This window comes from Rhizobium binae (assembly GCF_017357225.1).
GTDB lineage: Bacteria > Pseudomonadota > Alphaproteobacteria > Rhizobiales > Rhizobiaceae > Rhizobium > Rhizobium binae.
In genome coordinates, this window is sequence record NZ_CP071604.1 from 1,377,625 (window position 1) to 1,401,744 (window position 24,120).

Below are 24,120 nucleotides of genomic sequence, written 5' to 3' on the forward strand. Positions count from 1 at the left end.
GTCGGGCTGACGCATATTTGCAACACCCGCACCGCTTTCGGCATGCCGGTCGTCTCTACATCGTCAACTATATGAATTATATCTAATTTTATCCTTTGGCGGGTTTCCGGACCCCGCGCAGGCGGCATGAAACCAAATTGGCGTTTCAGGCGTTGAAGAGGAAGTGACGGGAACTGTGTTTGGCAATCGCTGAATATTAGTAAACTGTTAACTGTCATGTGTCTCAATTCGGACAGGAACGACGCGATTTGAGTGTTTGGATCGTTGAAACTCCGCATCACGGTATTTCAGTCAGGTGCCGTGGGAAAGGCGCGAATGCCCTCGGTTCGGTCATGCCGGCACCGCAGGACGCGCCGGCCCGCACATTGGCGGGCAGGGTGAAATCCATCGCAAGTTCATCCGTCTCGGGCAGTGCATGGAGACGAGAATGGCAATAGTAGTCGCATTGGCGGATCGGCGACCGCGGACGCCGCGTCCTCAGGACAAGGAACCCCGCGAAGCCAAGATCCTCTGGTTCACCGGCGTCCGCTACGAGCGGCTGGCTGAGAGCCCCAGACATGGCCCGGCGCTCACGCCGCGCGCCAGCAAAAGTAACGTGGCTCAACCTTAGCGGGCGCTGAACTGCTCGCAGCCGGCTTCCGTCAGGAAGTTTCGCGCCGCCTCGTCGAAACTCGCCTGCGGCGCCAGCGTCCGCAACACGGCGTAACCGTCCGGCCGCGCCATTTCGACCAGGATCGCCTGTTGCAGTTCCCGCGGCAGGTTCTTGCGCAGGTCCGTCAGCTGGATCGGACCGCCGGCCAGCACATCGAGCGCGCCGCCGACCGAAGTCCGATCATTCATGCTGAAGACCTCGTTGGAGGCGCTGTCGTAGATGGCAATCGACCAGAAGGGCACATTGCCCCTGGCGGTGAAATGCACCGGCCCATCCTCGACGTCGAAGGAGCAGACGGCGGTGCGAACAAAGGGATCGCCATTGGCAAGCCCCGCCTCGTCATACTCGTCGTTCAGCAGGTAGAAATTGTTGAGGTCGCCTTCCGCCTCGATGCGGGTCGCCGCGTCCCTGCCGGTGAAATGCGGCAGCGAAAGGATGATGACAAGATGCAGAAGCGCTGCACCGAAAAGGCCGGTCAGGATGGCGAAAACGACCCTAAGCATTGCCGCACCCGGTCTTGGTAAGCTTGGGCATGGCGAGGTCGATCACGCCGGAACTACCGGCCGTCGGCGTATCGAACAAGGTCAGCACCAGCCGGAAAGTGCCGGCCTGCGGCAGGGCCAGCCAATTGCCCGGCTCGGCGACGGCGGAGATCTCGATCGAGAAGCTGCTGTCGGGCTGGCGCAGCACCGTCCAGGAATTCAGCGCCGAAGGAAGCCCGGACTTCACCGCCGCCGGATTGCCGCCATTATCGGCGGTAAAGAGCGTCCACAGCCGGGCGGGCGGGGTCTGCCCGCTGATGCGGTAGCGGCAACCGGCATTCAGCCGCGCCCCCTCGTCGTCGACGCTCGCCGTGAAGGTCAGCCCCTCGGCGCTGCCATAGAGCAGCTTGCCGGCGCGCGCCCGGTGCGATTTTGCGTAAGGATCGGCATCGACTGTCTGCAGCGCCGGAAAAGCCTCCCAGGCGCCAAGCTTGATCGCTCCGAAACCCTGCGTCGCATCCAGCGCATACAGCGAAATCATGATCCCGCCGCCAAAGGCAACGATCAGCGTGATCAGGATGAAAAGGGGGAATCGAAACACGTCATGACCTTGGAAACCATATCCGATGGAAGGGTTACCACTGATTCTGGCAGGGTGGAATGCCGTGCGACGACATGGACGTCGATCTGTCCAGAGGCGTGCGCAAGCGCGCCGTTGACTTGCCTCTCACCTTCACCCTAACCCTCTCCCCGTAAACGCGGTGAGGGGACGTGCCATGCAAGCGTTCAGCGAGGGACGGAGAGGTCGCCGCTATCTCCTCGGCCGCAAGCGGGGGGCCGAAGGACGGTGCCGGCAGGCGAGGGGCTGATCTCGCCGATCTCCTGGATTGGGCTACTGCGCGCTCGCGACCTTCTGCGGCGTAAGCGGGGCTGCTTCCTTCAGCTTTTTGCCGAGGTCTTTCAGAATATTCGTCGATTGTACCGAGAGCATGCGCGGCCGGATGAGTTGCGGCAAGCCGTCCTGCGGCTTGACGGCGGCCGTCTTGGCGACTTCCTTGTTCGAGGGTGGGGGATTTTCGACGCCTGGGATGGCCCGCAGCGTCACCCCCTGATGCGCGTAATCCATGGCGCGCTTGAAGGTCATTGCCGGCAGCGAGCCGCCGGTCATGTTGTTGGTCGAGGTGTAGTCGTCATTGCCGAACCAGACGGCGCAGGTGTAGTTGCCGGTGAAACCGACGAACCAGGCATCGCGATAGGCCTGTGTCGTGCCGGTCTTGCCGGCGGTCAAAATGCCGTTGTCGAGAGCCGCCTTGCGCGCCGTGCCGACATAGGGTACGCGCGACAGCATCTGGTTCATATAGGCGTCGGCCTGTTCCGACAGCACGCGTTTGGCGGCCGGCTCGTCGCGGTCGAAATCATAGAGCACATCGCCCTCGTAATCGAGGATCTGGCTGATGCCGTGGCGGCGCGACTGGTAGCCGCCGGCCGGGAAGGTGGCATAGGCGGTCGCCTGGTCGAGCACCGTCACCTCGGACGTGCCGATCGGAATGGTGACGTCGTCGCGGATCGGCGTTTCGACCCCGAGGTTCTTCGCCATCGCCCGGATCGGCTGGATGCCGAGCTTCTCCTTGGCGAGCCGCACCGGCACGGTGTTGATCGACTGGGCGATGGCGGTCTCGAGCGTGATGCGGCCGACATAGCGGTTGGCGTAATTGTGCGGGCTCCAGTTGCCCCAGGAGATCGGCGCGTCGACGATCGTCGTCTGCGGCGTCATCCCGCTCTCCATCGCCAGGGCATAGGTATAGACCTTGAAGGAGGAGCCCGGCTGGCGCAGCGCCTTGGTGGCGCGGTTGAACTGGCTTTCGCCGTAATCGCGGCCGCCGACCATGGCGCGCACGGCGCCGCCATTCTCGATCATCACCATGGCGCCCTGCTTGGTGTGATAGGCCTCGCCATATTCGCGCAGTGACGTTTCGACCGAATCCTCGGCCGCCTTCTGGATCCCCATGTCGATCGTCGTGCGCACGATCAGCGAATGCTGGTGGAAGCGCGGTGAAAGCCGCTGCACCTCGTCGAAAGCCCAGTCGAGGAAGAAATCGGGCGATTCCACTTGATTGCGGTCGACGACGGTGGCCGGATTGCGCCGGGCAGCGATCACCTGGCCCTCGGTCATCAGCCCGCTCTGCACGAGATTGGTCAGCACCTCGTTGGCGCGGGCGCGGGCGGCCGGCAGGTTGACATGCGGCGCATATTTGGCCGGGGCCTTGAATAGGCCGGCCAGCATGGCGGATTCGGCGAGGTTCACATCGGTGATGTTCTTGCCGAAATAGAATTGCGCCGCCGCCGCCGCGCCGAAGGTGCCGCCGCCCATATAGGCGCGGTCGAGATAGGTGGAGAGGATTTGCTTCTTGGAGAGGTTAGCCTCAAGCCAGAGCGCCAGGAAGGCTTCGGTGATCTTGCGGTCGATCGAGCGCTCGTTGGAGAGGAACAGGTTCTTGGCGAGCTGCTGGGTCAGCGTCGAGCCTCCCTGCACTACTTCGCCAGCCTGGGCGTTGGTGACCATGGCGCGGAAGAGACCGATGGCGTCGATGCCGAAATGGTCGAAGAAGCGCCGGTCTTCGGTAGCGAGCACCGATTTGATCAGCGAATCCGGCAGCTCGTCGATCGGCACGGAATTCTGATGGATGACGCCGCGATGGCCGATGACGTTGCCGTAGCGGTCGGTGAAGGTGACGGCGAAATCGCCGCGGTTGCGCCAGTCCTCCTTGGTCGCTTCGAAGGCCGGCTGGGCAAGCGCCAGCATCAGCACCGCGCCGACCGTGCCGAGGGTCAAGCCTTCGCCGGCCAGTTCGAAGACGATGCGCTTCCAGCCTCGCACGCGGAAACGGCGGAAGAAGATGGTGGTGTCTTCCCAGATCTCGGCGGCGCGGAAGCCGGCGTTCCAGACGGTCGAATCGATCCACGAATCGATGCGCAGCAGAATGTGACGGCTCTTCGCCGGCCGCCTGCCCGTGTCGGCCGCCTGCTTTTCTGCCCCTTTTTCAGGCCCTTTTTCAGGGTTGTCCGGATCCTGCACGTCCTGTATTCCCGCCTGATCGCGCTTGCTTCCTGTCCGGCCGCCGGAAAGCGGCGAAAGCGCGAGGCCCGATGGGCCTGAAAGCTCTCCGATACCAGGAGCATGCTGAAGAATTGATTGATTTTGTGGCGGATAACAAGAGAGTAGAGTGGCGGTCACGCGAATTTTGCGGGCCGCTGTTGCAAGAAACGAACGATGAACAATCTGCCCTTCTGGAAGAGCAAGACGCTGGCCGAAATGACCGCCCCCGAATGGGAAAGCCTTTGCGACGGCTGCGGTCTCTGTTGTCTCAACAAGATCGAGGAATGGGATAGCGGCGATATCTATTTCACCTCGGTCAGCTGCAAGCTGCTCGACGGCCAGAGCTGTCGCTGCTCGAGCTATGGGAACCGCTGGGACTTCGTGCCGGATTGCGTACAGCTGACCAAGGAGAATGTTCCCGACATCGCCTGGCTGCCGCCGACCTGCGGCTATCGGCTGATTAACGAGGGCCGCGATCTCTACTGGTGGCATCCGCTCGTCTCCGGTGACCCCGAAACGGTTCATGCCGCCGGCATTTCTGCCCGCGGCCGCACGATCAGTGAAACAGAGATCGATATCGAGGATCTCGAGGATTACGTCGTCGACTGGCCGCTGACTGTCGGCGAGGCGAAGGACGAGGAAGAGGAAGAGGCGTAAGCGGGCTCACGCTTTCACTGCGGCGAGAAAGCGCCGCAGTTCCGTCTCCACATAGGCGGCCACCGGCCCGTCTGCGCTGAAACCCCACCAGGTCAGCGAGCCCTGCCATTGCGCCAGCATCAGCCGGGCGATCGTCTCCGGCGCTTGCGCCGATGCGAAACAGCCGGCGATCACTGTCGTTAGTGCCTTGCCCCAGGCCGCGCCCCGGGCCCGCAGCACCGGATCGCGGAAGTCTTCGCGAAGCAGCAGCAGTCCCTCGCCATAGGCGGCGGCATTGTCGCCGTAATCCTGCGACAGGCCGACCAGCAGCGCGACCGCACCGTCCGGCGTTTTCGGCACGCTTTCGGCGAGCCTTGCCGTTTCCGCATCCAGCCTGTCCCAGGCATAGAGCAGGGCTGCGCGCAGCATCGCCGCCTTCGTGGCAAAACGCTGCACCAGTGTCGAGCCGGACAGGCCGCTTGCCTTCGCCACCGCCGCAAAAGTCGCCGCGTCCGGTCCTTCCGCCTGGATCAGCGCCAGCACCATGGCGAGAAGCTGCTCATCGGAAAGGGTACGGCGGCGCGGCATGAAATTCCCTCTTGCATCCAGCTGGTTTATGAACGAACATTCGTTTATATGCAATGGGCGCTTGTCGGTTCTAACTCGGAGGATGGCGAAATGACAGCGGGCTTGCGGGAGAAAGTGGCTTTGGTCGCCGGTGCGACCCGCGGTGCGGGCCGCGGTATCGCGGTGGAACTCGGCGCGGCCGGCGCAACGGTTTATGTGACGGGGCGCACGACGCGCGCCCATCAATCCGAATATGCGAGGCCGGAGACGATCGAGGAGACGGCCGAGCTGGTCACCTCGGCGGGCGGCAGGGGCATTGCCGTGCAGGTGGATCATCTGGTCGCCGGCGAAGTCGAGGCGCTGGTCGCCCGCATCCGGGCCGAGTCCGGAAGGCTCGATATTCTCGTCAATGACATCTGGGGCTGCGAGAAGCTGTTCGAATGGGACAAAGCCGTCTGGGAGCATTCGTTGGACAAGGGGTTGCGCATGCTGCAGCTCGGCGTCGAGACGCATCTGATCACCGCCCATTACGCGCTGGCGCTGATGATCGAACGGCCGGGCGGACTGCTGGTCGAGGTCACCGACGGCACGGCGGAATACAACGCCGCGCATTACCGGCTGTCGCCCTTTTACGACCTCGTCAAGACAAGCATCACCCGCATGGCCTGGGCGCATGCCCAGGATCTGGCCAAGCACGGCGCCACCGCGATTGCAATCACGCCCGGCTGGCTGCGCTCCGAAATGATGCTGGAGGCCTATGGCGTCAGCGAGGCGAACTGGCGCGACGCGACGAAGGTCCAGCCGCACTTTGCCATTTCCGAAACGCCGCGCTTTGTCGGCCGCGCGGTGGCGGCGATCGCTGCCGATTCCGATCGCGCCCGCTGGAACGGCCAGTCGCTGTCGAGCGGCGGGCTGGCCAAAGTCTACGGCTTTGACGACATCGACGGGTCCCGGCCGGATTGCTGGCGCTACCTGATGGAAGTGCAGGGGCCGGGCAAGCCAGCGGATGTGACTGGCTACCGCTGAGCGTTCTTAGAGCCTTTCCGGGTTAGATTGAAGCATTCTGCCGGTGCAGGTTTTCGTCAGGGCAAAGGCGATTGGCGAAGGGCATACCTCAAAGTACGTCCGAGCCGATCGCCTTTGATCCTGGCTAGAGATGCCCGGCCCACCGGCCGCACCGCTTCGCCGTGGCTAAGCGATAAGTTCGTCGGGCGATTCTGGAGTCTTGCAGATTTGCCGAGCAAATCTGCGGGAGGGTTGGCTGAAACGGGCCGGCCGGCTTGGTCGTAGAGTCGGGCTACGACGCGCGCCGGCCGGTCGACCATCCGACTCCGCTTGAGCCAACAGAATGATTCATCTAGCCCGGAAAGGCTCAAGAACAGATGATTTAGGCCCAGTGGGCCTAAAATCTGAATCCTGTTCTAAATATGGAGTTAGAGCATGATGTCGTCCGAAAACCGCTCACACGTTTCGGCATCATGCTCTAAATTAAGCATCGCACATCGAAGTCCAACTTCCGTTAAGTTTACAATGCCGGTGTGCGACAGGCTACTGTAGGTGCAGGCCGCCTATTACTTTGGTCAAACCATCCAATTGGCGTGCAATTCACTTTGTTGCACAGCTTGGCGAACTTCCCAATGTTCCACCAATTTTCCCTCCGACAGGCGGAAGAAATCGACAATAGCGAGCCCCGCATCGCCTTGTTCGCGTTGGGCGAACATATGCACTACAACGTAATCTCCTTCCGCAACGATTCGTTTCACCTCTGCTCGGACCGCGGGAAAGGTACCGCGCAACTTACGCACATAGGCCTTGAAGCCCTCGATGCCGTCCGGAATATTCGGGTTGTGCTGAATGTAAGCCTCTCCGAAATATCGGCTGGCGGCCTCGAGATCGCCAAGGTTGACTGCCTTTTCGATGAAGTCGAGTACGATCGCCTTGTTCCGCTCGGTGGTTAACATGCCGTGATTGTTCTCGCGATCATCGTGCATGGGTTTAGGTCCTTTCTTCGATTAGTGAAAGAGTAGTGTTGCTTGCGTGACAAGGACTATTCGGTTTACGATCGACGGACGATGGCCGAAACTGACGATTTCTTATCCGGTCGTCTCAGAATTGGAACTGCCATGCAAGAGATGGACCTATTGTCGGATGTGCTTTCAGCGTCCCGCCTGGGAGCTTCGCAGATCAGCTTCGCGCATCTGCTAACGCCTTGGGGAATTGCGGTGGAGCCGATGCGCAATGCGGCGATTCACCTGGTTCAGGCAGGGGAGTGCTGGTTGCGACTTGAGGGAAGGGCGGAGCCAATTCATATTGGTCAGGGCGACATGCTGCTGGTCGCCGGTGGCGTCGCCCATCAGATAAGCAACCCGCCAGATGCCGAGGTCTTGCCGATGCAGATGGCACTCGCGCATTCCCGCGCAGGAGATCGGGATGCCAGTGGCGAGGGCGAGACAACCCTTCTCTGCGCCAAACTTTCCGTGCGGGAAAGAGTGCCCAATCCATTGGTACCGCTGCTGCCGCCGCTGGTACTGTTGACGCGCGCTCAGGTTGAGGCAGATGCGTCCCTCCGGCTGATCGGCGAGCTTCTTCGCATCGAAGCCGATGGTTTGAACATCGGCCGCGATATCGTGGCGCCCCGCCTTCTGGACAGTGCACTGGTGTTTCTGCTGCGCGCTTGGCTGGAAAGCCAGCCCGTCCAGGTGGCAGGCTGGTTCGCCGCATTGCGCGATCCCGCCGTCGCCCGCGCCCTTCGTCTCATCCATGCGGCTCCGGCAAGGCCGTGGAGCGTCGAGTCTCTCGCAAGCAGCGTAGGCCAATCCCGCGCGACCTTCGCGCGACGCTTTGCGAAGGTCATGGGAGAGCCACCGTTGACCTATGTCGCCCGCTGGCGAATGAATATGGCAGCCCGTGCGCTGGCCGAAACCAGCGATACTGTCGACCAGATTGCCCATCGCGTCGGCTACGAATCCACGCCCTCGTTTTCTCAGGCTTTTCAACGGATCGCTGGCCGGTCGCCCGGTGAATATCGCAAGTTCCAGGGAGCCGACCGGGCGCACGTGAACACGGCGCATCGATCCTGATCCGGATAGAATTGCTCAATCGCTTTAAAACGGCGGAATGCCTGTTCGGGAAATGCTCCATTCGCGCCCTTGCCGGAGCCCGACGTCGCCACGCAAGCCGAACTAAATTAGCTTGCGGCTCTGAGCCGCGCCGCGTCACGAAACGACACCAGCCGCATCGCCTGTTCGTCCCAGAGCACCAACTTGACGCAGCGCAAGCTTTCCATGAGCGTGATGCGGCCGATACCGGCCAGCTCGGGATGGTCCCTTAGCACCTCCGGCAGCCGATAATAAGGCACCCGGCTCGCCAGATGATGCACATGGTGGATGCCGATATTGCCGGTGATCCAGCGCAGCACCGGCGGCAGGTCGTAATGCGAGGCACCGTGAAGCGCCGCATGCTGGAACTGCCAGGCCGGTTTCTTCGACCAGTGCGTTTCCTCGAACTGGTGCTGGACATAGAACAGCCAGACGCCGGCAGCGCCCGCTAACAGCACTATCGGCAGGTGAACCAGCAGGAACGGAACGATCCCACCCGCCCAGATCAGCAAGGCGGCGACCAGCGCGATGGCAAGGTTCGTCGCCATGGTCGAGATCCAGGGCAGGGGGCCTGAGCGCATCATGCCGAAAGGCAGGCGCTGCTTGAAGATGAACAGCCATGCCGGCCCGATCCCGAACATCACGACTGGGTGCCGGTAGAGCCGGTAGGCAAGCCGCCCCCGGCGCGACAGCGCATTGTATTCGGCGATCGTCAGTGTCTCAATGTCGCCAACGCCGCGCTCGTCGAGGTTTCCGGCCGAGGCGTGATGTTCTGCATGCGCCCGACGCCAGTAATCGTAAGGTGTCAGCGTCAATATGCCGATCGTGCGCCCGACCCAGTCGTCGAGGCGGCGGCGGGCGAAAAAAGCGCCGTGGCCGCAATCATGCTGGATCATGAACAGCCTGAGCAGGAAAGCGGCCGCCGGAACGACGAGGATCAGGCCCGGCAAAAAACCGTAACGAACGGCCGCCCATGCGGCGGCCCAGAACAGCGCAAAGGGAATAGCTGTGACCGCCAGTTCAAAGGCACTGCGCGTGGCCCTTGGCTGGCGATATCCTGCAAGGATCTTCAACCAGGCTTTTTCAGCGAAAAGTGCTGTCGATGCCGCAGGTTTCTGCGCATTTTCACAAGGCTCGTCCAAGGCGGCAAGCCGGATTTCCTCGCTCTCGAAGCGGTGCGCGCGTTCGATCACGAAATATCGCCGCAAACGGCTGCGACGCACGACGGATCGTCGACGCGGTTGATGATTTGAAGAGGAGTCATGCTCTGTGGCACCTTCCGGCTTTTCGAAAACACGATCATCGCTGATCGCGCGTCCCGGCAGGACGCGCTGCCGCTTTTAGCCACACATCGCTCATTACGCAAATCGATCCCGACTCGCATTTGTCATGAAGGCGGCGAGGGCGATTCACCCGAGGGCTCGGTGCGAGCTTATTTCTTCGGCGCGCTGCTTCCGTGCGGAGCGGCCTGGGCCGCGGCCTTCATCTGGCCTGCGAATGTGCCGGCCATCTTCGGCGCCAGCTTGTCCTTCTTCGGTTTGCGAGCCTCGCGATTGCTTCTCAACTGACCTTTTGCCATCGATCGATCTCCTGTTCAGACGGAAGTTCCGAAGCGGTTTTCAGCTTCGCGCGTCGGGTTTGCGATTTATCTCACGCCTGTCGCTGGGCAATCCCTGGATCGCATAACGGTCGTAAACCGGAGTGACTGGTTTCGGCACCGTTTTCAGCTTGCCGAAGTGGTGTTCGAGCGCCAGCGAAAGCATGGCGGGCGACGTTATGCCCTCCTCAAATAGCTTGATCAGCAGCATCGCTGCGACGTTGCAGCACTTGCCGTCGTCGACCACGATCCTGGCCTCGTAACCCGCATTGTCGAGTACGGATTGAAGCATGTCGAGATCGGACGAGGTCAGATATGGCTTTTTGGAAGTGGAAGACATCAGTCCTCCTTTCGTCGGGGCGAAGGTATTCATATCCCTCAGTCGGCAGCGCCCGCTCAATGGCTGCCGAAGCGCCGATCATGCACCTTTCGTCCCTGCAACACAACGGGATTCTCGCTGCGCAGCCCGCGCCGATCGGCGCAAAAGCCCGCACCGCTCAGGTGCGGGCGATGATGCTCATTCCGCCGGTTGGTAGGCCGTCTGCCGCGCCGGCGATGTCCGCGGACCGGACGCCGCAAGCAGGGTGATGGCGATGGCAAGCAGCGCCACGAAGGCGACGCCGGCGGTATACGGGTTCCAGCCGAAATCCGGCGCGGCGGCGAAGACCGCCGAAGCAGCCGCCAGCACAATGCCGCCGCCGATCTGGAAGGACGCGAAGAGCAGACCAGAGGCGAGCCCCGACTTGTCGTCCTCAACGTCGGAGAGGGCCGCGACCTGCACCGAAGGGTAGGTCATGGCATAACCGAGGCCGAGCAGGACCTGTGAGACCAGCACGAGCAGGATGGGATCGACATGTCCGAGTGCCGCCACCCAGAAGATGTAGCTGAAGGCCTGCAGCCCGACGCCGGCCGCCATCAGCCCGGTGGCGCCGCGGTTTTGCGCCAGGCTCGCAAATCGTGGCGCCAGGAACATCACGAAGACGCCGCCGAGGGCAAATGAGAAGCCGGTTGTGAAGGCCGACCAGCCGATGGCGTTCTGATAGTAGAGCGTCGCCAGAAACTGGAAGCCGACATAGGCGCCCTGGAAGAGGGCGGCGATCGCATTGGCGTGCCGCAGCCGCGCCCGGCGGAACATGCCGAGCGGCACCATCGGATCGGCATGGCGTGCTTCGACGGCAAGGAAGAGCAGGATCAGCACCAGCGACGCCAGCAGCGAACCCCAGGTCGGCAAGGCCTGCCAGCCGGCGGCTGCGGCATTGGTGATGCCGAAGACGAAGAGCAGCAGCCCGGGTGTAATCGTCAGTGCGCCGGCCCAGTCGAAGGCCGGCCGCGGTCCGGTCCTTTTCGGGTCGGCCGGCAGCGCCAGCGGCGCCAGGACGAGTGTCAGGATGGCGACGGGCGCGCCCATGACCAGCGTTGCCCGCCAGCTGACGATCGTCGCGGCACCGCCGAGCACCATGCCGAGCACGAAGCCGGTCGCACCCGTGGAGGCGAAGACGCCGAGCGCTTTCGCCCGGGCTGCTCCTTCGCCGAACACCGAGAGCAGCAGCGCAAGGGCCGCAGGCGCAGTGAAGGCGGCGGCAATGCCCTTGATCAAACGGGCAGCGATTAAGGTCGGGCCGCTGTCGATGAAGCCGCCGGCGATGCTGGCGGCGGCAAAAGTTGCCAGCGACCAGAGGAAGACGCGCCGATGGCCGAAGACGTCGGCGACGCGGCCGCCGAGCAGCAAAAAGCCGCCATAGCCGAGCACATAGGCGCTGACCGCCCATTGCAGCGATGTCGCCTCCATGCCGAGCTCGGCCTGGATGGCGGGAAGCGCAACGCCGATGGTGGAGACATCCATGGCGTCGAGGAAATTGGCGGCGCAGAGCAGCAGCAATGCCAGCCCCGCTCCGCTTCTCGATTTGGAAAGTGTCATCTAAATCGTTCCTTCTTTGCTGCCGCCTGATGGCGGAGGTTGCCGAGCGGCAGGGAACGAGAAAATGTACAGCTTCTATTCCTATTGCAAATTGATAGTAGCCATGCCAGGTATTACTGATGATGATGAATGACGCCACGCTGCGCAAGATTGACCTCAACCTGCTGCTGGCCTTTTCGGTGCTGATGCAGGAGCGCAATGTCAGCCGCGCCGCCGAACGCCTGCTGCTCGGGCAGCCCGGCCTGTCAGCCGCCTTGCGCCGCCTGCGCGAGGCGCTGGACGATGAATTGTTCGTGCGAGTCGGCCGCAGTCTGCAGCCGACGCCGCGCGCTCTGTCCATTGCTCCGGCAATCGAGGATGCGTTGTCGGGCATCGAACGCGCCATTCGCCCGCAGGCCGACTTCGATCCGGCAAGCTGGCAGGGCGAGTTTCGCATCGGCATGTGCGACAATCTCGAATCGGCCTTTTTCGGCCCGCTTGCCGCCCGCCTGCTGCAGCTTTCACCCGGTGCCCGGTTGATCGGCATCGCTTCCGAAAAGCGCAATGCCGCCCGCCGGCTGGACGAGGGGGTCTTCGATTTCAGCGTCTCGGTGCACGACGAACCCGCCTCCTGGCACATCCGCGCGCCGCTGTTCAACCAGGCCTCGATCTGCATCTACGACGACGCTCAGCTCCAGCTGAAGGCGCAGTTGAGCCTGGAAGATTTCGCCAGTGCCGCGCATGTCACCGTCTCGTTTGAAGGCAACGCGTCGACCAGCATCGATATCGCGCTCAGCCGCACCGGCCATCTCAGGCGTGTGGTGGCGACCGTACCGCGCTTTTCCGCCTTGCCGACGGCGCTGCGGGCAATGCCCGTCATCGCCATCGTGCCGGAATCGATCGGCCGCTGCATGGCGCAACTGCATGGACTGACGATTTGCGAGCCGCCACTGCCGCTGCCGGTCGACCCGGTGACCATGCTCTACCGTCGGGTCGATCAGGCGGACGGCCGGGCGCGCTGGTTTCGCCGGCTGTTCCTTGACGTTGCCGGCGAGGCGCTCGAAGCCTCCGGCTGCCGCGTGGCGATCTCCAGGGCCGCGGCCTGACGGCGCGTTCTCTGGCCGGGCTATATCTCACCCTTGTGGAAATAGGCTTCGAGCCGGTAGCCGTCGGGGTCGATGACGAAGGCAGCATAATAGAAGCGGCCGTAATCCGGCCGGATGCCCGGTTCGCCATTGTCGGTGCCGCCGGATGCGATAGCCGCCGCGTGAAAGGCGTCGACAGCGGCCTCGTTCGGGGCGACGAAGCAGAAATGCAGCCCCGATTGCATGTTGGCGACAACGGGATGCTCGGCCTGTATCACCCAGAAGCCGACCTCGTCCGGGCCGTAGCCGATCGCGCCATCGGAATTGGACAGACGCTCATATCCGAGCGGCGCCAGCGCCGCATCATAGAAGCGGCGGGCTCTTTCGAGGTCTTTGACGCCGATGGAGATATGATCGAACATGAAGCGCAAACTCCGTTCATCCCGAGATTGACGTGAGGCAGCATCTTTCAACGGCGGAGCCAAGTCAACGAACCATTCGCTTGTTCATCGGCGCGCCGGATCGCCGGCCCCGCGCGTGCCCGCCGATGCGGCCCTACTGCAACTGCGGCTTTTTCAGGAAGCTGTTGCGGTCGGCGGATTTGATCCGCAGCCAGGCTTCCCGACCGTTGCGCAGAATCCGCATGGGAATCTCGGCGCCGGCTGGGCCGCTGCTCCAGAGCTTGCGGTAGAAATCGGCCAAGCCATCGACCTCTTGGTCGCGGATCTCCGAGATGATATCGCCCTGACGCAGGCCGGCCTCGGCGGCTGGACCGCCTTCGGCCACGCTCATCACGACAACGCCGCCATTGCTCTCGGCGGAGAAAGCGCCGAGCCAGGGCCGCGGCGGCTTGTTGACCTGGCCGCGGTTCAAGAGATCATCCAGAATTGGCGGCAACAGATCGATCGGAACGACCATATTAATGTCCGCGACCTCGCCGTCCTGGCTCATTTGCAGACGAAGCGAACCGATGCCGAGAAGCTTGCCGTCCGCGCCGATCAGGGCCGCGCCGCCCCATGCGGGATGGGCAGGTGCGGTAAAAATCGCCTCGTCCAGCAGATATTCCCAATAGCCGGCGAATTCCTGCCGAGCGACGATGTTTGCCTGGATATACTCGCCGATGCCGTCGGCAAGCACGACGGGATCGCCGGGCTGGGCCGCGGCCGCATTGCCGAGTTCCACAGCCGGCGCGTTCAGGATGCCGAGCGCCTGGACCAAACCGAAACCGCTCTCCTGGTCATAAGCCAGCGGATGGGCGGGAACCACCCGGCCGTCACGGGTCGTCAACCAGACTTCGTCGGCCTCGGTGATGAGGTAACCAATCGTCAGCACCAATCCATTGTCGCGGATGACCACACCGCTGCCCTCACGGATGGTTCCCAGCGTCTCCGCCGTGAAGGCATCTTCCGGAATGGAGGAGCGGATGGCCACGATTGACCGCAAGATGGGATTGATATTCATGCTTTCATCCTAATGGAGTGCCGGTACGAAATAAGACCGGCACATTCATTCTTGGATAGGTAAGAGAGTGGGCGACGGGTGCAAGACCGTGTCAAACGGAATCTCCGCCGGCCGATGCGCGATTGCCCGCTAATGGCACACGATCAGGTTCATCGAGCGCCAACCTCATTTCGCATGGTATCGCCGACCTGCTGAGCGGCACCATATTGCCGAGGTGAGCACCCCATAACCCGTTTGAAAGCGGTGCTGAAGGCGCTTTCCGAATCATAACCGAGCGACAGGCCGACGCTCGCAATTGCTTCGGCGGGATTTGCCAGCCGGTCTGCCGCGACAAGCATGCGCCAGCGCGTCAAATAATCCATCGGCGCCAGCCCGACCTTTGCCTTGAAATGAAGGGCAAAGGTGGACCGGGACATCGACGCCCGTTCGGCCAGCAACTGCAACGTCCATTTGCGTGCCGGATCGGCATGTATGGCCGCGAGCGCCGCTCCGATCCGCCTGTCGGTGAGTGCGAAAAGCCAGCCCACGCCGCGGGCATCCGGCGATGCGATATGGAGGCGCAACACCTGCATGAGCATCACATGCGCGAAATGCTCTGCCATCAGAAAACCGCCGGGTTGTCGGTCGCGCAGTTCGCGCGTCATCCGATCGAGCGACCAGCGCAGCACGGCGGCGTGATCGGAATCCCTTTTCACATGAACGATTGGCGGCAGGATGCCGAGAAGGATGTCGGAGTTTCCTCCCGAAAAGGAAAAACGGCTGCCAATCAGGAAGAAATCGCCCCCGCCGTTGCAGGTCGCAATTCCATCGCGGGCAATCGAATAGATCGCCTCGCAGGGCATCGCTTCGACAGATGGATCACTGGCGAGACGAAAAGCCCGGCGGCTTGTCAGGAGAAAGCAGTCGCCTTCCTCCAGCCGGACGGACTCGGCAACGCCATCGACGCTGAGCCAGCACGCCCCGGAAACGACCGCGTTGAACTTGATGCCGTCAGGAGGTGGAAAATCGAGCGCCCAGGCGCCGCCGGCATCCAGTCCCGCGGAGACATAGCTTCGAGGTTTGAGCAATGCGAGGACATTGGATAAAGGGTCCATGCGGAAATTCCGGACGATAACGAAGAGATGACGGACTCTAGCGCATGGATCGTCTGATCGCCACGCCCTATCCTCGCGACTGTCCTCCTAGAAACGTTAATGAAGGCAATTATCATGAATGATAAGCAAGTCCCAATCGGCTCGGGCTTCGGAGCCCGCACGACCGCCGTCGAGGTCGTGGCCGGCCTTGATCTTTCCCGCAAGTGCGCCGTCATCACGGGCGGCCATTCCGGCCTCGGGCTGGAGACCACGCGCGCTCTGGCTGGCGCCGGCGCTAGGGTAATCATCGGGGCAAGGAACATTGACGCGGCCCGAGACGCCGTTGCCGGCATCGATGGCGTACAGGTCGAACGGCTGGATCTCTCCAATCTGGAAAGCGTCCGCCGCTTCGCCCAGCGCATCGTCACGGCTGGCCGCAGCATCGATATTCTCATCAACAGCGCCGGCATCATGGCCTGCCCGGAGACCCGCGTCGGCGATGGCTGGGAGGCGCAATTCGCAACGAATCATCTGGGCCATTTCGCTTTGGTTAACAGCCTTTGGCCGGCATTGTCGCGGAATGCGCGTATCGTTTCGGTTTCGTCAGGCGGCCATCAGATCTCCGGAATCCGATGGGACGACCTGCAGTTCGAGACTGGCTACGACAAATGGCAAGCCTATGGGCAGTCGAAGACAGCCAATGCGCTTTTCGCCCTGCATCTGGACAGGCTCGCGCGCGGCGTTGGTATCCGCGCGTTTTCGCTGCACCCGGGCAAGATCCTCACGCCACTGCAGCGGTATCTTTCACGAGAGGAAATGGTGGGTGCGGGGTGGATCGACTCGAACGGCAATCCGATCGACCCGACATTCAAGACGCCGTCGCAAGGCGCCGCCACCCAGCTATGGGCGGCGACCTCGCCTCAGCTCGAGGGTATGGGAGGCCTCTATTGCGAAGATTGCGATGTGGCGAACAGGGCGTTCGATGGGAAGCCGGGTGGCGTCAGCGATCACGCCGTTGACCCCGAGCAGGCCGAGCGGCTGTGGGCCCTGTCGGCCAGGCTGAGCGGCATCGACGCCTTCGCGTCACCATCAATGCGGTGAGACATCCAGTCGGCGTCGGCTTCCGTCGCGGAGGCTGACTTTTTTCGTGACAGCGGGGAGATGCAACAATATACGGTCAATGCTTCCATTATGTTGATCGGATCAAGAATGAAAGACTGGCATCCCGACCTGAGCCGCAGCAGCAGCCCGCGTTACATGGCGATCGCCGATCTGATCGAAATGGATCTGCGAAGCGGGCATCTGGCGGTCGGTGACCGGCTGCCGCCGCAGCGCGAACTTGCCAGACGGCTGAACGTCGATTTCACGACGGTGGCGAGAGGTTACGTCGAGGCGCAGAAGCGCGGTCTCGTGGATTCCCATGTCGGCCGAGGCACTTTCGTCACCGGCGCGGCGATCAAACACCGCCAGGACTGGGGCGCCGGCGCCGCACTCGACCCCCGGCGAGCGGCCGTCGTCGACTTCTCGATGAACCTGCCGCCGGAACCTGACGATCCGGAACTGATCGCCCGTATGCGGGCGGGCATGTCGGCGGTGGCCGCAAATCTCATCCCGCTGCTGCGCTACCAGGGCTTCGGCGGCGGCGGCGTCGATAAGGATGCTGCCGCCGCCTGGCTCGGCCGCCGCGAAATCAACCCGTCTCAGGAACGGATCTTCGTCACGCCAGGTGCCCATCCGGCCATGCTGGCGATCTTCGGCCTGCTGGCGAAACCGGGCGAGACGGTGCTGTCGGAAATCATCACCTATCCCGGCATGCGCTCGATCGCCGCTCAGCTGCGGATCAACCTCGCCGGCCTGCCGATGGACGGGGACGGGATCCTGCCGGACGCATTTGCCAGCGCCTGCGAGCGGTTGAAGCCGAAGGCGCTCTATCTCAATCCGACGCTGCAGAACCCGTTGACGTTGACGATTCCAACCGGCCGGCGTGCGGAAATCGCAGCCGTCGCCCGGAGATATCAGCTGCCGATCGTCGAGGACGATGCCTATGGCTTCATCCCAGAGCAAGGTCCGGCGCCGCTTGCGGCAATGGCGCCGGATTTGACGTGGCATATTGGCGGCCTGGCGAAATGCCTCGGCGCCGGCCTGCGCCTTGCCTATGTCGTGGCGCCCGATAGCAAGGCCGTATGGCCCTTCGTCAGCGCCATGCGCGCCAACAACGTCATGGCCTCGCCTTTGACCGTGGCGCTTGCCACCCGCTGGATCGAGGACGGCACGGCCGATGCGATCCTGCGCTTCATCCGCGCTGAGGCCTCGGCCCGCCAGCAGATAGTCGCCGCCATCCTGCCTGCCGGCAGCTACCGCGCCGATCCGATCAGCTTCAATATCTGGCTGCCGCTCGCCAATGGCTGGACCCGTTCCACCTTCGGCAGCCATATGCGTTCCTCCGGCATCGGCGTCGTGGCAAGCGATGCCTTCACCGTCGAGGGCGCTGCCCCGGAAGCAGTGCGGGTCTGCCTTGGCGGCCCGATCACCCGGGAGAGACTGCACGGCGCACTGGAATTCATGGCCCATGCGCTGGAAGGCCCGCCGGAGATGGCGGCTTCGTTCTTCTAATCCTGGCAGCTTTACAGCGTGTCCTCAGGCAGGCCGCGAGTTTCGCCACCCTTCGATGATCTGCGGGACGTCTGCTGCTGCCGGCCGGCCGACGGAGATCTGCGGCATTCTGACAAATTGACTGGCAATTGCCGTATAATGTAACTATATTGAATGCATACATTGGCGTGGCATTGATGGGTATTGAGCCGCGTGCCAGAGATGACGAGGTTATCATGGATACCGAATATCCCCCGCTTCCTCCGATGCAGACTGGCGTCAGGGGACGCTGCCCGCGCTGCGGCCAGGGCCACATGTTCAAGGGCTTTCTGACGCTGCAGCCGCAATGCGCGGTTTGCGGCCTCGATTATGCCTTCGCCGATCCGGCTGACGGTCCGGCCTTTTTTGTGATCTGCTTCGCCTGCATACCGAGCGTGCTGCTCGGCGTCTGGCTGGAGGTGGCGTTTTCGGCGCCGATCTGGGTGCAGCTTCTGGTCACCGGGCCCTTCATGCTCGCCACCTGCATTCCACCGCTCAGGCCCTTGAAGGGCTGGTTGGTCGCCAGCCAGTATTTCTACAAGGCGGAAGAGGGCAAGCTCGCCTAAATCTATTTCAGCGTCGCCCGCAGGCGTGGTGTGGCGAAGTCAAGGAGCGCCCGTAGCTTCAGCGGCACCAGCCCCTGCGAGGGGTAGACGAGGTGCACCGGCGCCGGCGGCGGTTCGAAATCGGTAAGCAGCGGCACCAACAGGCCCGCCGTCTCGGCGCCGGCCGCCTGATAGGAGAGCACCCGGGTGATGCCGAGGCCGGCGACGGCCGCATCGACCGCGGCCTCGGCGGTGTTGACGGCAAGCCGCGAGTGAATCGGCACGGCAAGGTCGCGTTTTCCCTCGCTGAATGTCCAGCTCCGCATCGAGGCCATGTTCTCGAAGGTGATGCAATCATGAGCGGAAAGATCACCCGGCTGCCGGGGTGGGGCGTTCCGCGCCAGATAATCCGGGCTGGCATAGACGGTGCGGCGGATCGCGCCGAGCCGCGTCGCGATCAGGTTGCTGTCTACAAGGGTGCCGATCCTCAGCGCCAGGTCGATATGATCCTCGACGAGATTCGACAGCCGGTCGCCGAGCATCAGCCGCAGATTGATCTCGGGATAAGCCTTCAGGAAATTCACCACGACAGGCAGGACGTGCAGCCGCCCGAAGACGATCGGCGCGGTCATTGTCAGTTCGCCCTTCGGCGCACTGTATTCGCCGGCGGCCGTCCGTTCTGCCTCTTCCACCCGGTCAAGAATTTCCCGCGCCGCCTCGACATAGGAGCGCCCGGCCTCGGTCAGCGTGATCTTGCGGTTGCTTCTCTGCAGCAGTTTGGCGTGAAGATGGGTCTCAAGCTCGGAGACCTTGCGGCTGACGGTTGCCAGCGGTGAACGCAGATGCCGCGAGGCGGCCGACAGGCTGCCTTGTTCGACGACGGCAAGAAGCACGCGCATGGCGTCGAGGCGGTCCATTTTATCCTTCCAATAATTGGGAACAGGCCTTCCAGATTACCATCCTATTGCAGTTGATTGGAAGGCAGTAAATTCCTCCGCAGATGGTTGGAAACGGTCATCGCCGGCAAGGCCGCTGCCTTGCTCCCGCCGCCCCATCAGACACAAGAGGAACCGTCATGAAACTCTATTATCATCCGCTGTCCGGCCATTCGCACCGAGTTCACCTGTTCCTGTCGCTGCTCGGCGTGCCTTACGAACTGGTCGAGGTCGACCTGGCTGCCGGCGCTCACAAGGCTCCGGAATTCCTGGAGCTCAATGCCTTTGGCCAGGTGCCGGTACTCGACGACGATGGAACGATCATTTCCGATTCCTCTGCCATCCTCGTCTATCTCGCACGCAAATTTGGCCGCACCGACTGGCTGCCGGACGACATTCTGACGGCCGCGCGGATTCAGAAATGGCTCTCGGTCGCCGCGGGCGAGATCGCCTACGGACCTTGCGCCGCCCGTCTGGTCACCGTCTTCGGTTCCAATTTTCGTGCCGACGAGGTGATTGCCCGGGCGCACCGCATTCTCGCGCTGGTCGAGACGGAACTTTCCGGCCGCGCCTTCCTGCTCGGCGACAATCCGACGATCGCCGATATCGCGCTTTACAGCTACATCGCCAATGCGCCAGAGGGCAATGTCGACATCTCGTCCTATCGGGCCGTGATCGCGTGGCTTGCCCGCATCGAGGCGCTGCCGGGTTTCGTCGGCTTCCGCAAGACCAAGATCGGTCTAGCCGCATAAAGATCCGTCCCGGTCAAAAATCGCGCCTGAAAGGAGGCCGTGATGCTGAAGCAATCCGGAGAAGATGCCGCATCGCCCTGGCATAGGGGTGAACTAGAAATGCAGCGCAGTCTCGGCGTCGTCGAGCGCATGGACGGGCCGGGGCGGAATTTCGTCCGCAAGGCGATGCCCGAGCAGCACCGCGCCTTCTTCCCGATGCTGCCTTTCGTGGTGCTCGGCGCGGTGGATGCGAAGGGCGACGTCTGGGCGACGGTGCGGGCCGCGCAGCCGGGTTTCATGTCCTCGCCGGACCCCGAGACGCTTGAGGTCCGCCTGCCGCGCGAGCCGGCCGATCCTGCCGATGCCGGCATGGAGGATGGCGCCGCCATCGCCATGCTCGGCATTCAGCTCGAAACCCGGCGGCGCAACCGGCTGAACGGTGTGATCGGCAGGACGGATGCCGGCGCCTTTCGCTTGCGCGTCGGCCAGAGCTTCGGTAATTGCCCGCAATATATCCAGCCGCGCGCTGCCGCCTTCGTCCGCGATCCCGCTCTGCCGACCACGCTGCCGCCGCTGCGTTTCCATGAGTTCGACGCGCGCGCGCGGCGGATGGTCGAGAGCGCCGATACGTTTTTCGTCGCTTCCTATGTCGACCGCGAGAATGGCGAACGCCAGGTCGACGTCTCCCATCGCGGCGGCTATGCCGGCTTCGTGCATCTCGGCGCCGATGGCGCGCTGACGGTTCCCGACTTTGCCGGCAATCGCTTCTTCAACACGCTCGGCAATTTCCTGGTCAATCCGAAGGCCGGGCTGGTCTTCATCGATTTCGAAACCGGCGACGTTCTTCAAATGACCGGCAGGGTCGAGGTGCTGCTCGATTCGCCCGAGATTGCCGCCTTTCCCAAGGCGGAAAGGCTTTGGCGCTTCACGCCCGTAAACATTGTGCTTCGCCCGGATGCCCTGCCGTTGCGGTGGAATCGGCGCTCCGACGTGTAAGCTCGAGCGCCGCCCGCTGCAGCCTTGCAAATTGTGTACCGATCAGTAAACTGATAACCAATCAGTACGGGAAATGTCATGTCCAGCCTTGTTCCGCCTTTCACCTTCGAGACCGCCACGCAGAAAGTCCGTCTTGCCGAGGACGGCTGGAACAGCCGCGATCCCCAGCGCGTCTCGCTCGTCTATACGCCGGACAGCCGCTGGCGGAACCGCTCTGAATTCGTCACCGGCCGCGCCGAGATCGTCGCTTTTCTCACGCGCAAATGGGCCAAGGAGCTTGACTACCGACTGATCAAGGAGATCTGGGCCTTCACCGACAATCGCATTGCCGTGCGCTTTGCCTATGAATGGCACGATGACAGCGGCAACTGGTTCCGCTCTTACGGCAACGAGAACTGGGAATTCGATGCGGCCGGTTTGATGCAGCGCCGTTTTGCCTGCATCAACGATCTGCCGATCCGGGAAACGGAGCGCAAATACCACTGGCCCCTCGGCCGACGGCCGGACGATCATCCCGGTTTGACCGAGCTCGGCCTCTAAAACAGGAAGAATTCAAGCCGGTGAAGACCGTCTATGAACGCGCCGACATCGTGCCGCTGCTCGCGGAAATCTTCCGCGAGCTCGGCTATGAGGGCGCCACGCTCAGCCGAATCACCGAACGCACCGGCATCGGCAAGGGCAGCCTTTATCACTTCTTCCCGGGTGGCAAGGAGGAGATGGCCGGCGCCGTGCTTGCCGATATCGATGCCTGGTTCGACGCGGCGGTCTATCGGCCGTTGCGCAATGACGATGCCCGTCAGGCGATCGCGGCAATGTGGGCGAATGTGAATGATTACTTCCGCTCCGGCCGCCGTATCTGCCTCGTCGGCGCCTTCGCGCTCGACGACACGCGCGAGCGGTTTTCCCGAGCGATCGGCGATTATTTCATTCGCTGGATCGACGCGTTGCGATCGGCGCTGATGCGGGCCGGCTGTGTCGAGGAGGAGGCGCAAACGCTGGCCGAGGAAGGCGTCTGCGGCATTCAAGGGGCGCTGGTGCTGTCGCGCGCGCTCGCAGATGAAACGGTCTTCATCCGGTCGGTGGAAACCCTGGCGAAGCGGCTTGGGGCCGCAACGCGATGAGGGCAGCCCTTACATCCGCGCCGCTTTGCCTGTATTTCTCACCGCTGCTGTTGAGGCTGCCGGGTCGGGCGGGTGTTCTCTCGTTCAACGCGAATCTGGCGCCATTCATTTTCCATCTGGTCGACGACATGCTGGGGAATGGTGGCTTGCGGAGTGGCGGGCGTCTGCATCGGAAGTCTCCTCTTGCGGTGGTAGGGCTTCGGGACAAGGAAATGCATCGCACAAGACAAAAGCCGTGTAAATCAGGGGCTTAGACACTTCAAACGATTAAGTTGATTTTAATCGATTAAGACGGTTTTAACCACGAGATTCCCGGGAAGCGCGGTATGGTTGTCCACATGGATCGGATGTTCTTTTTTGATGCGGTTCGCGACGGGCTATTCAAAGGAGAGCTAACTCAGCCTCAGGTGGAGGGCATCACCGCGATTCTCGACGCCTGGGAAAGGCGGTTCGCGCCTGCCGACCGCCGATGGCTGGCCTATATCCTCGCCACCGCTTACCACGAGACTGCCTATACGATGCAGCCGGTCCGCGAGACGTTGGCGCAATCCGATGCCCGCGCGGTCGAGATCCTCGAGGCGGCCTTTGCCACCGGCCGGCTCTCCTGGGTAAGGACGCCCTACTGGCGGCCGGACCAGGACGGCCGCTGCTGGCTGGGGCGCGGTCTGGTGCAACTCACCCACAAGCGGAATTACGAGGCGATGAGCGCGTTGACCGGCATCGATCTCGTTGCCGATCCCGACCGGGCGATGGAGATGGATGCGGCGGTGACGATCCTGATCGAAGGCATGCTGCAGGGCAGCTTCACCGGCCACAAACTTGCCGATCACCTGAATGCGACGACCGAGGACTGGGTCAATGCGCGCCGCATCGTCAATGGCACCGACCGGGCCGAGAAGCTCGCTGGCTACGCCAAGGCCTTCCATGCGGCAATGCGTCCGGATGCCGCGCAGGGCAGGCCGCGCGATTGAAGGCCAGGAGCGCACATGTTATCGCGCGGCTGACCTTTGAAATCTGACAGGAGCTTCCGCGTGATCCGCCACATCGTCTTCTTCACCGTGCAGGAGGAACATCTGGAGGAGGTAAGGGCCGGGCTTTCGATCCTGACCGCCATTCCGCACGCGCGGCTCTTGGAAATCGGCACCAACGTGAAGACCGATCAGCTGGGTACCGAGATTGATCTTGTCGTCTACGGCGAGTTCGATGACGAGGCGGCTCTCGCCGCCTATAAGGCGCATCCCGATTATCAGCGCTCGATCGAGCGTGTTCGGCCGCTGCGGGAAAAGCGCATTGCCGCGGACTACGACAGCCGCGCGGCGGTGACGCGGCCGCTCTGAATCGGCAGCCCTCGGCTGCCGGCCATTGTTTCGCTGAAATTTCAAAGAGATAAGCAGCTTTCCGGACTCGGGGGCGCCGGATGTTGAATGCAGCCTGAGCCACCGGACCCAACTTTCGAAAAATTGGCGGCAAACGATTCAAAAGATTCGTCAAACGCGACGGTTCATGCGTCAGCGGA

26 protein-coding genes and 2 pseudogenes are annotated in these 24,120 nt (G+C 62.5%); 15 read left to right on the forward strand and 13 right to left on the reverse strand.

All coding sequences use genetic code 11. The annotated features are described in order from the left end of the window. The first annotated feature begins 427 nt into the window (after window positions 1–427). Window positions 428–610, forward strand: a complete 183-nt coding sequence (locus tag J2J99_RS33900; protein ID WP_168294239.1) for a hypothetical protein — start codon at window positions 428–430, stop codon at window positions 608–610. Here the strand turns inward: J2J99_RS33900 and J2J99_RS06680 are convergent. The 3 genes from J2J99_RS06680 to J2J99_RS06690 all read right to left on the reverse strand — a co-directional run bounded on the left by J2J99_RS06680 (window position 607) and on the right by J2J99_RS06690 (window position 4,210). After that, window positions 607–1,155, reverse strand: a complete 549-nt coding sequence (locus J2J99_RS06680) for a DUF1254 domain-containing protein (protein ID WP_168294238.1) — start codon at window positions 1,153–1,155, stop codon at window positions 607–609. The genes J2J99_RS33900 and J2J99_RS06680 overlap by 4 nt on opposite strands. Further along, a complete protein-coding gene (locus J2J99_RS06685; RefSeq protein ID WP_168294237.1) occupies window positions 1,148–1,735 on the reverse strand; it encodes a DUF1214 domain-containing protein in 588 nt (195 codons plus the stop codon). The genes J2J99_RS06680 and J2J99_RS06685 overlap by 8 nt, the downstream gene beginning before the upstream one ends. Before the next feature lie 291 nt (window positions 1,736–2,026). Next, window positions 2,027–4,210, reverse strand: a complete 2,184-nt coding sequence (locus J2J99_RS06690) for a transglycosylase domain-containing protein (protein ID WP_168294236.1) — start codon at window positions 4,208–4,210, stop codon at window positions 2,027–2,029. A 195-nt stretch (window positions 4,211–4,405) separates the two neighbouring features. Between J2J99_RS06690 and J2J99_RS06695 the strand changes: the two genes are divergently transcribed. Further along, window positions 4,406–4,888 carry a YcgN family cysteine cluster protein gene (locus J2J99_RS06695; RefSeq protein WP_168294235.1) on the forward strand — a complete coding sequence of 161 codons (483 nt, stop codon included), beginning with the start codon at window positions 4,406–4,408 and terminating at the stop codon, window positions 4,886–4,888. Between the two features lie 6 nt (window positions 4,889–4,894). Here J2J99_RS06695 and J2J99_RS06700 read toward each other — a convergent pair whose 3' ends face one another. After that, entirely contained in the window at window positions 4,895–5,455 is a 561-nt protein-coding gene (locus J2J99_RS06700; RefSeq protein ID WP_168294234.1) for a TetR family transcriptional regulator, read from the reverse strand. A gap of 90 nt (window positions 5,456–5,545) precedes the next feature. Between J2J99_RS06700 and J2J99_RS06705 the strand changes: the two genes are divergently transcribed. After that, window positions 5,546–6,460 carry an SDR family oxidoreductase gene (locus tag J2J99_RS06705; protein ID WP_168294233.1) on the forward strand — a complete coding sequence of 305 codons (915 nt, stop codon included), beginning with the start codon at window positions 5,546–5,548 and terminating at the stop codon, window positions 6,458–6,460. A 554-nt stretch (window positions 6,461–7,014) separates the two neighbouring features. Here J2J99_RS06705 and J2J99_RS06710 read toward each other — a convergent pair. Continuing rightward, window positions 7,015–7,425 (reverse strand): nuclear transport factor 2 family protein, encoded by a 411-nt coding sequence (locus tag J2J99_RS06710; protein WP_246638579.1) that lies wholly within the window; start codon window positions 7,423–7,425, stop codon window positions 7,015–7,017. A 42-nt stretch (window positions 7,426–7,467) separates the two neighbouring features. Here J2J99_RS06710 and J2J99_RS06715 point away from each other — a divergent pair, with 42 nt between their 5' ends. Further along, complete coding sequence (locus tag J2J99_RS06715) at window positions 7,468–8,514, forward strand: AraC family transcriptional regulator (RefSeq protein ID WP_168294232.1); 1,047 nt, start codon at window positions 7,468–7,470, stop codon at window positions 8,512–8,514. 107 nt (window positions 8,515–8,621) lie between these two features. Here the strand turns inward: J2J99_RS06715 and J2J99_RS06720 are convergent, their stop codons facing one another. Next, entirely contained in the window at window positions 8,622–9,725 is a 1,104-nt protein-coding gene (locus tag J2J99_RS06720) for a fatty acid desaturase (protein WP_168294231.1), read from the reverse strand. A 69-nt stretch (window positions 9,726–9,794) separates the two neighbouring features. Between J2J99_RS06720 and J2J99_RS06725 the strand changes: the two genes are divergently transcribed. Next, a complete protein-coding gene (locus J2J99_RS06725) occupies window positions 9,795–10,100 on the forward strand; it encodes a hypothetical protein (RefSeq protein WP_168294110.1) in 306 nt (101 codons plus the stop codon). A gap of 51 nt (window positions 10,101–10,151) precedes the next feature. On the opposite strand, the pseudogene J2J99_RS06730 reads toward J2J99_RS06725, so the two are convergent. Next, window positions 10,152–10,551: pseudogene (locus tag J2J99_RS06730) on the reverse strand (hypothetical protein). 95 nt (window positions 10,552–10,646) lie between these two features. After that, entirely contained in the window at window positions 10,647–12,047 is a 1,401-nt protein-coding gene (locus J2J99_RS06735; protein WP_168294229.1) for an MFS transporter, read from the reverse strand. A 122-nt stretch (window positions 12,048–12,169) separates the two neighbouring features. Here J2J99_RS06735 and J2J99_RS06740 point away from each other — a divergent pair, with 122 nt between their 5' ends. Then, complete coding sequence (locus J2J99_RS06740; RefSeq protein ID WP_168294425.1) at window positions 12,170–13,132, forward strand: LysR family transcriptional regulator; 963 nt, start codon at window positions 12,170–12,172, stop codon at window positions 13,130–13,132. A 20-nt stretch (window positions 13,133–13,152) separates the two neighbouring features. Here J2J99_RS06740 and J2J99_RS06745 read toward each other — a convergent pair whose 3' ends face one another. The 3 genes from J2J99_RS06745 to J2J99_RS06755 all read right to left on the reverse strand — a co-directional run bounded on the left by J2J99_RS06745 (window position 13,153) and on the right by J2J99_RS06755 (window position 15,666). Next, a complete protein-coding gene (locus J2J99_RS06745; RefSeq protein ID WP_168294228.1) occupies window positions 13,153–13,533 on the reverse strand; it encodes a VOC family protein in 381 nt (126 codons plus the stop codon). Window positions 13,534–13,666: 133 nt separating this feature from the next. Further along, window positions 13,667–14,572 carry a S1C family serine protease gene (locus tag J2J99_RS06750; RefSeq protein WP_168294227.1) on the reverse strand — a complete coding sequence of 302 codons (906 nt, stop codon included), beginning with the start codon at window positions 14,570–14,572 and terminating at the stop codon, window positions 13,667–13,669. 149 nt (window positions 14,573–14,721) lie between these two features. Then, the gene (locus tag J2J99_RS06755; protein WP_168294226.1) at window positions 14,722–15,666 is read right to left on the reverse strand and encodes an AraC family transcriptional regulator; all 945 of its coding nucleotides are present in this window, start codon (window positions 15,664–15,666) and stop codon (window positions 14,722–14,724) included. A gap of 114 nt (window positions 15,667–15,780) precedes the next feature. On the opposite strand from J2J99_RS06755, the gene J2J99_RS06760 reads away from it, so the two are divergent. The 3 genes from J2J99_RS06760 (at window position 15,781) to J2J99_RS06770 (ending at window position 18,842) form a co-directional block, all read left to right on the forward strand. Continuing rightward, window positions 15,781–16,746 carry an SDR family NAD(P)-dependent oxidoreductase gene (locus tag J2J99_RS06760; RefSeq protein WP_168294225.1) on the forward strand — a complete coding sequence of 322 codons (966 nt, stop codon included), beginning with the start codon at window positions 15,781–15,783 and terminating at the stop codon, window positions 16,744–16,746. A 108-nt stretch (window positions 16,747–16,854) separates the two neighbouring features. Continuing rightward, window positions 16,855–18,258: an aminotransferase-like domain-containing protein gene (locus tag J2J99_RS06765; protein ID WP_168294224.1), complete on the forward strand. Its 1,404-nt coding sequence runs from the start codon at window positions 16,855–16,857 to the stop codon at window positions 18,256–18,258. Between the two features lie 215 nt (window positions 18,259–18,473). Continuing rightward, window positions 18,474–18,842: a DUF983 domain-containing protein gene (locus J2J99_RS06770; protein WP_168294223.1), complete on the forward strand. Its 369-nt coding sequence runs from the start codon at window positions 18,474–18,476 to the stop codon at window positions 18,840–18,842. 2 nt (window positions 18,843–18,844) lie between these two features. On the opposite strand, the gene J2J99_RS06775 is transcribed toward J2J99_RS06770, so the two are convergent. Further along, window positions 18,845–19,738, reverse strand: coding sequence for a LysR family transcriptional regulator (locus J2J99_RS06775; protein ID WP_168294222.1), 894 nt, complete (start codon window positions 19,736–19,738; stop codon window positions 18,845–18,847). 158 nt (window positions 19,739–19,896) lie between these two features. Here J2J99_RS06775 and J2J99_RS06780 point away from each other — a divergent pair, with 158 nt between their 5' ends. The 4 genes from J2J99_RS06780 to J2J99_RS06795 all read left to right on the forward strand — a co-directional run bounded on the left by J2J99_RS06780 (window position 19,897) and on the right by J2J99_RS06795 (window position 22,604). Next, on the forward strand, window positions 19,897–20,508 hold the full coding sequence (locus J2J99_RS06780; RefSeq protein ID WP_168294221.1) for a glutathione S-transferase family protein: 612 nt from the start codon (window positions 19,897–19,899) through the stop codon (window positions 20,506–20,508). Window positions 20,509–20,550: 42 nt separating this feature from the next. Continuing rightward, window positions 20,551–21,483 carry a pyridoxamine 5'-phosphate oxidase family protein gene (locus tag J2J99_RS06785; RefSeq protein ID WP_168294220.1) on the forward strand — a complete coding sequence of 311 codons (933 nt, stop codon included), beginning with the start codon at window positions 20,551–20,553 and terminating at the stop codon, window positions 21,481–21,483. Window positions 21,484–21,561: 78 nt separating this feature from the next. Then, a complete protein-coding gene (locus J2J99_RS06790) occupies window positions 21,562–22,023 on the forward strand; it encodes a nuclear transport factor 2 family protein (protein WP_168294219.1) in 462 nt (153 codons plus the stop codon). 20 nt (window positions 22,024–22,043) lie between these two features. Further along, window positions 22,044–22,604, forward strand: a complete 561-nt coding sequence (locus J2J99_RS06795) for a TetR/AcrR family transcriptional regulator (RefSeq protein ID WP_168294218.1) — start codon at window positions 22,044–22,046, stop codon at window positions 22,602–22,604. A gap of 38 nt (window positions 22,605–22,642) precedes the next feature. Here the strand turns inward: J2J99_RS06795 and J2J99_RS34450 are convergent, their stop codons facing one another. Next, window positions 22,643–22,774 carry a hypothetical protein gene (locus J2J99_RS34450; RefSeq protein ID WP_259665744.1) on the reverse strand — a complete coding sequence of 44 codons (132 nt, stop codon included), beginning with the start codon at window positions 22,772–22,774 and terminating at the stop codon, window positions 22,643–22,645. A 156-nt stretch (window positions 22,775–22,930) separates the two neighbouring features. Here J2J99_RS34450 and J2J99_RS06800 point away from each other — a divergent pair. Both J2J99_RS06800 and J2J99_RS06805 read left to right on the forward strand, forming a co-directional pair. Next, window positions 22,931–23,622, forward strand: a pseudogene (locus J2J99_RS06800) (hypothetical protein). 13 nt (window positions 23,623–23,635) lie between these two features. Continuing rightward, window positions 23,636–23,941 carry a Dabb family protein gene (locus tag J2J99_RS06805; RefSeq protein WP_039618754.1) on the forward strand — a complete coding sequence of 102 codons (306 nt, stop codon included), beginning with the start codon at window positions 23,636–23,638 and terminating at the stop codon, window positions 23,939–23,941. Window positions 23,942–24,120: the final 179 nt, after the last annotated feature.

Coding starts and splice junctions, on each gene's coding strand:
- J2J99_RS33900 (WP_168294239.1), top strand. CDS start 428: ATGGCAATAGTAGTCGCATTGGCGGATCGGCGACCGCGGACGCCGCGT.
- J2J99_RS06680 (WP_168294238.1), bottom strand. CDS start 1,155: ATGCTTAGGGTCGTTTTCGCCATCCTGACCGGCCTTTTCGGTGCAGCG.
- J2J99_RS06695 (WP_168294235.1), top strand. CDS start 4,406: ATGAACAATCTGCCCTTCTGGAAGAGCAAGACGCTGGCCGAAATGACC.
- J2J99_RS06700 (WP_168294234.1), bottom strand. CDS start 5,455: ATGCCGCGCCGCCGTACCCTTTCCGATGAGCAGCTTCTCGCCATGGTG.
- J2J99_RS06705 (WP_168294233.1), top strand. CDS start 5,546: ATGACAGCGGGCTTGCGGGAGAAAGTGGCTTTGGTCGCCGGTGCGACC.
- J2J99_RS06710 (WP_246638579.1), bottom strand. CDS start 7,425: ATGCACGATGATCGCGAGAACAATCACGGCATGTTAACCACCGAGCGG.
- J2J99_RS06725 (WP_168294110.1), top strand. CDS start 9,795: ATGCTCTGTGGCACCTTCCGGCTTTTCGAAAACACGATCATCGCTGAT.
- J2J99_RS06735 (WP_168294229.1), bottom strand. CDS start 12,047: ATGACACTTTCCAAATCGAGAAGCGGAGCGGGGCTGGCATTGCTGCTG.
- J2J99_RS06740 (WP_168294425.1), top strand. CDS start 12,170: ATGATGAATGACGCCACGCTGCGCAAGATTGACCTCAACCTGCTGCTG.
- J2J99_RS06745 (WP_168294228.1), bottom strand. CDS start 13,533: ATGTTCGATCATATCTCCATCGGCGTCAAAGACCTCGAAAGAGCCCGC.
- J2J99_RS06750 (WP_168294227.1), bottom strand. CDS start 14,572: ATGAATATCAATCCCATCTTGCGGTCAATCGTGGCCATCCGCTCCTCC.
- J2J99_RS06755 (WP_168294226.1), bottom strand. CDS start 15,666: ATGGACCCTTTATCCAATGTCCTCGCATTGCTCAAACCTCGAAGCTAT.
- J2J99_RS06760 (WP_168294225.1), top strand. CDS start 15,781: ATGAATGATAAGCAAGTCCCAATCGGCTCGGGCTTCGGAGCCCGCACG.
- J2J99_RS06765 (WP_168294224.1), top strand. CDS start 16,855: ATGAAAGACTGGCATCCCGACCTGAGCCGCAGCAGCAGCCCGCGTTAC.
- J2J99_RS06770 (WP_168294223.1), top strand. CDS start 18,474: ATGGATACCGAATATCCCCCGCTTCCTCCGATGCAGACTGGCGTCAGG.
- J2J99_RS06775 (WP_168294222.1), bottom strand. CDS start 19,738: ATGGACCGCCTCGACGCCATGCGCGTGCTTCTTGCCGTCGTCGAACAA.
- J2J99_RS06780 (WP_168294221.1), top strand. CDS start 19,897: ATGAAACTCTATTATCATCCGCTGTCCGGCCATTCGCACCGAGTTCAC.
- J2J99_RS06785 (WP_168294220.1), top strand. CDS start 20,551: ATGCTGAAGCAATCCGGAGAAGATGCCGCATCGCCCTGGCATAGGGGT.
- J2J99_RS06790 (WP_168294219.1), top strand. CDS start 21,562: ATGTCCAGCCTTGTTCCGCCTTTCACCTTCGAGACCGCCACGCAGAAA.
- J2J99_RS34450 (WP_259665744.1), bottom strand. CDS start 22,774: ATGCAGACGCCCGCCACTCCGCAAGCCACCATTCCCCAGCATGTCGTC.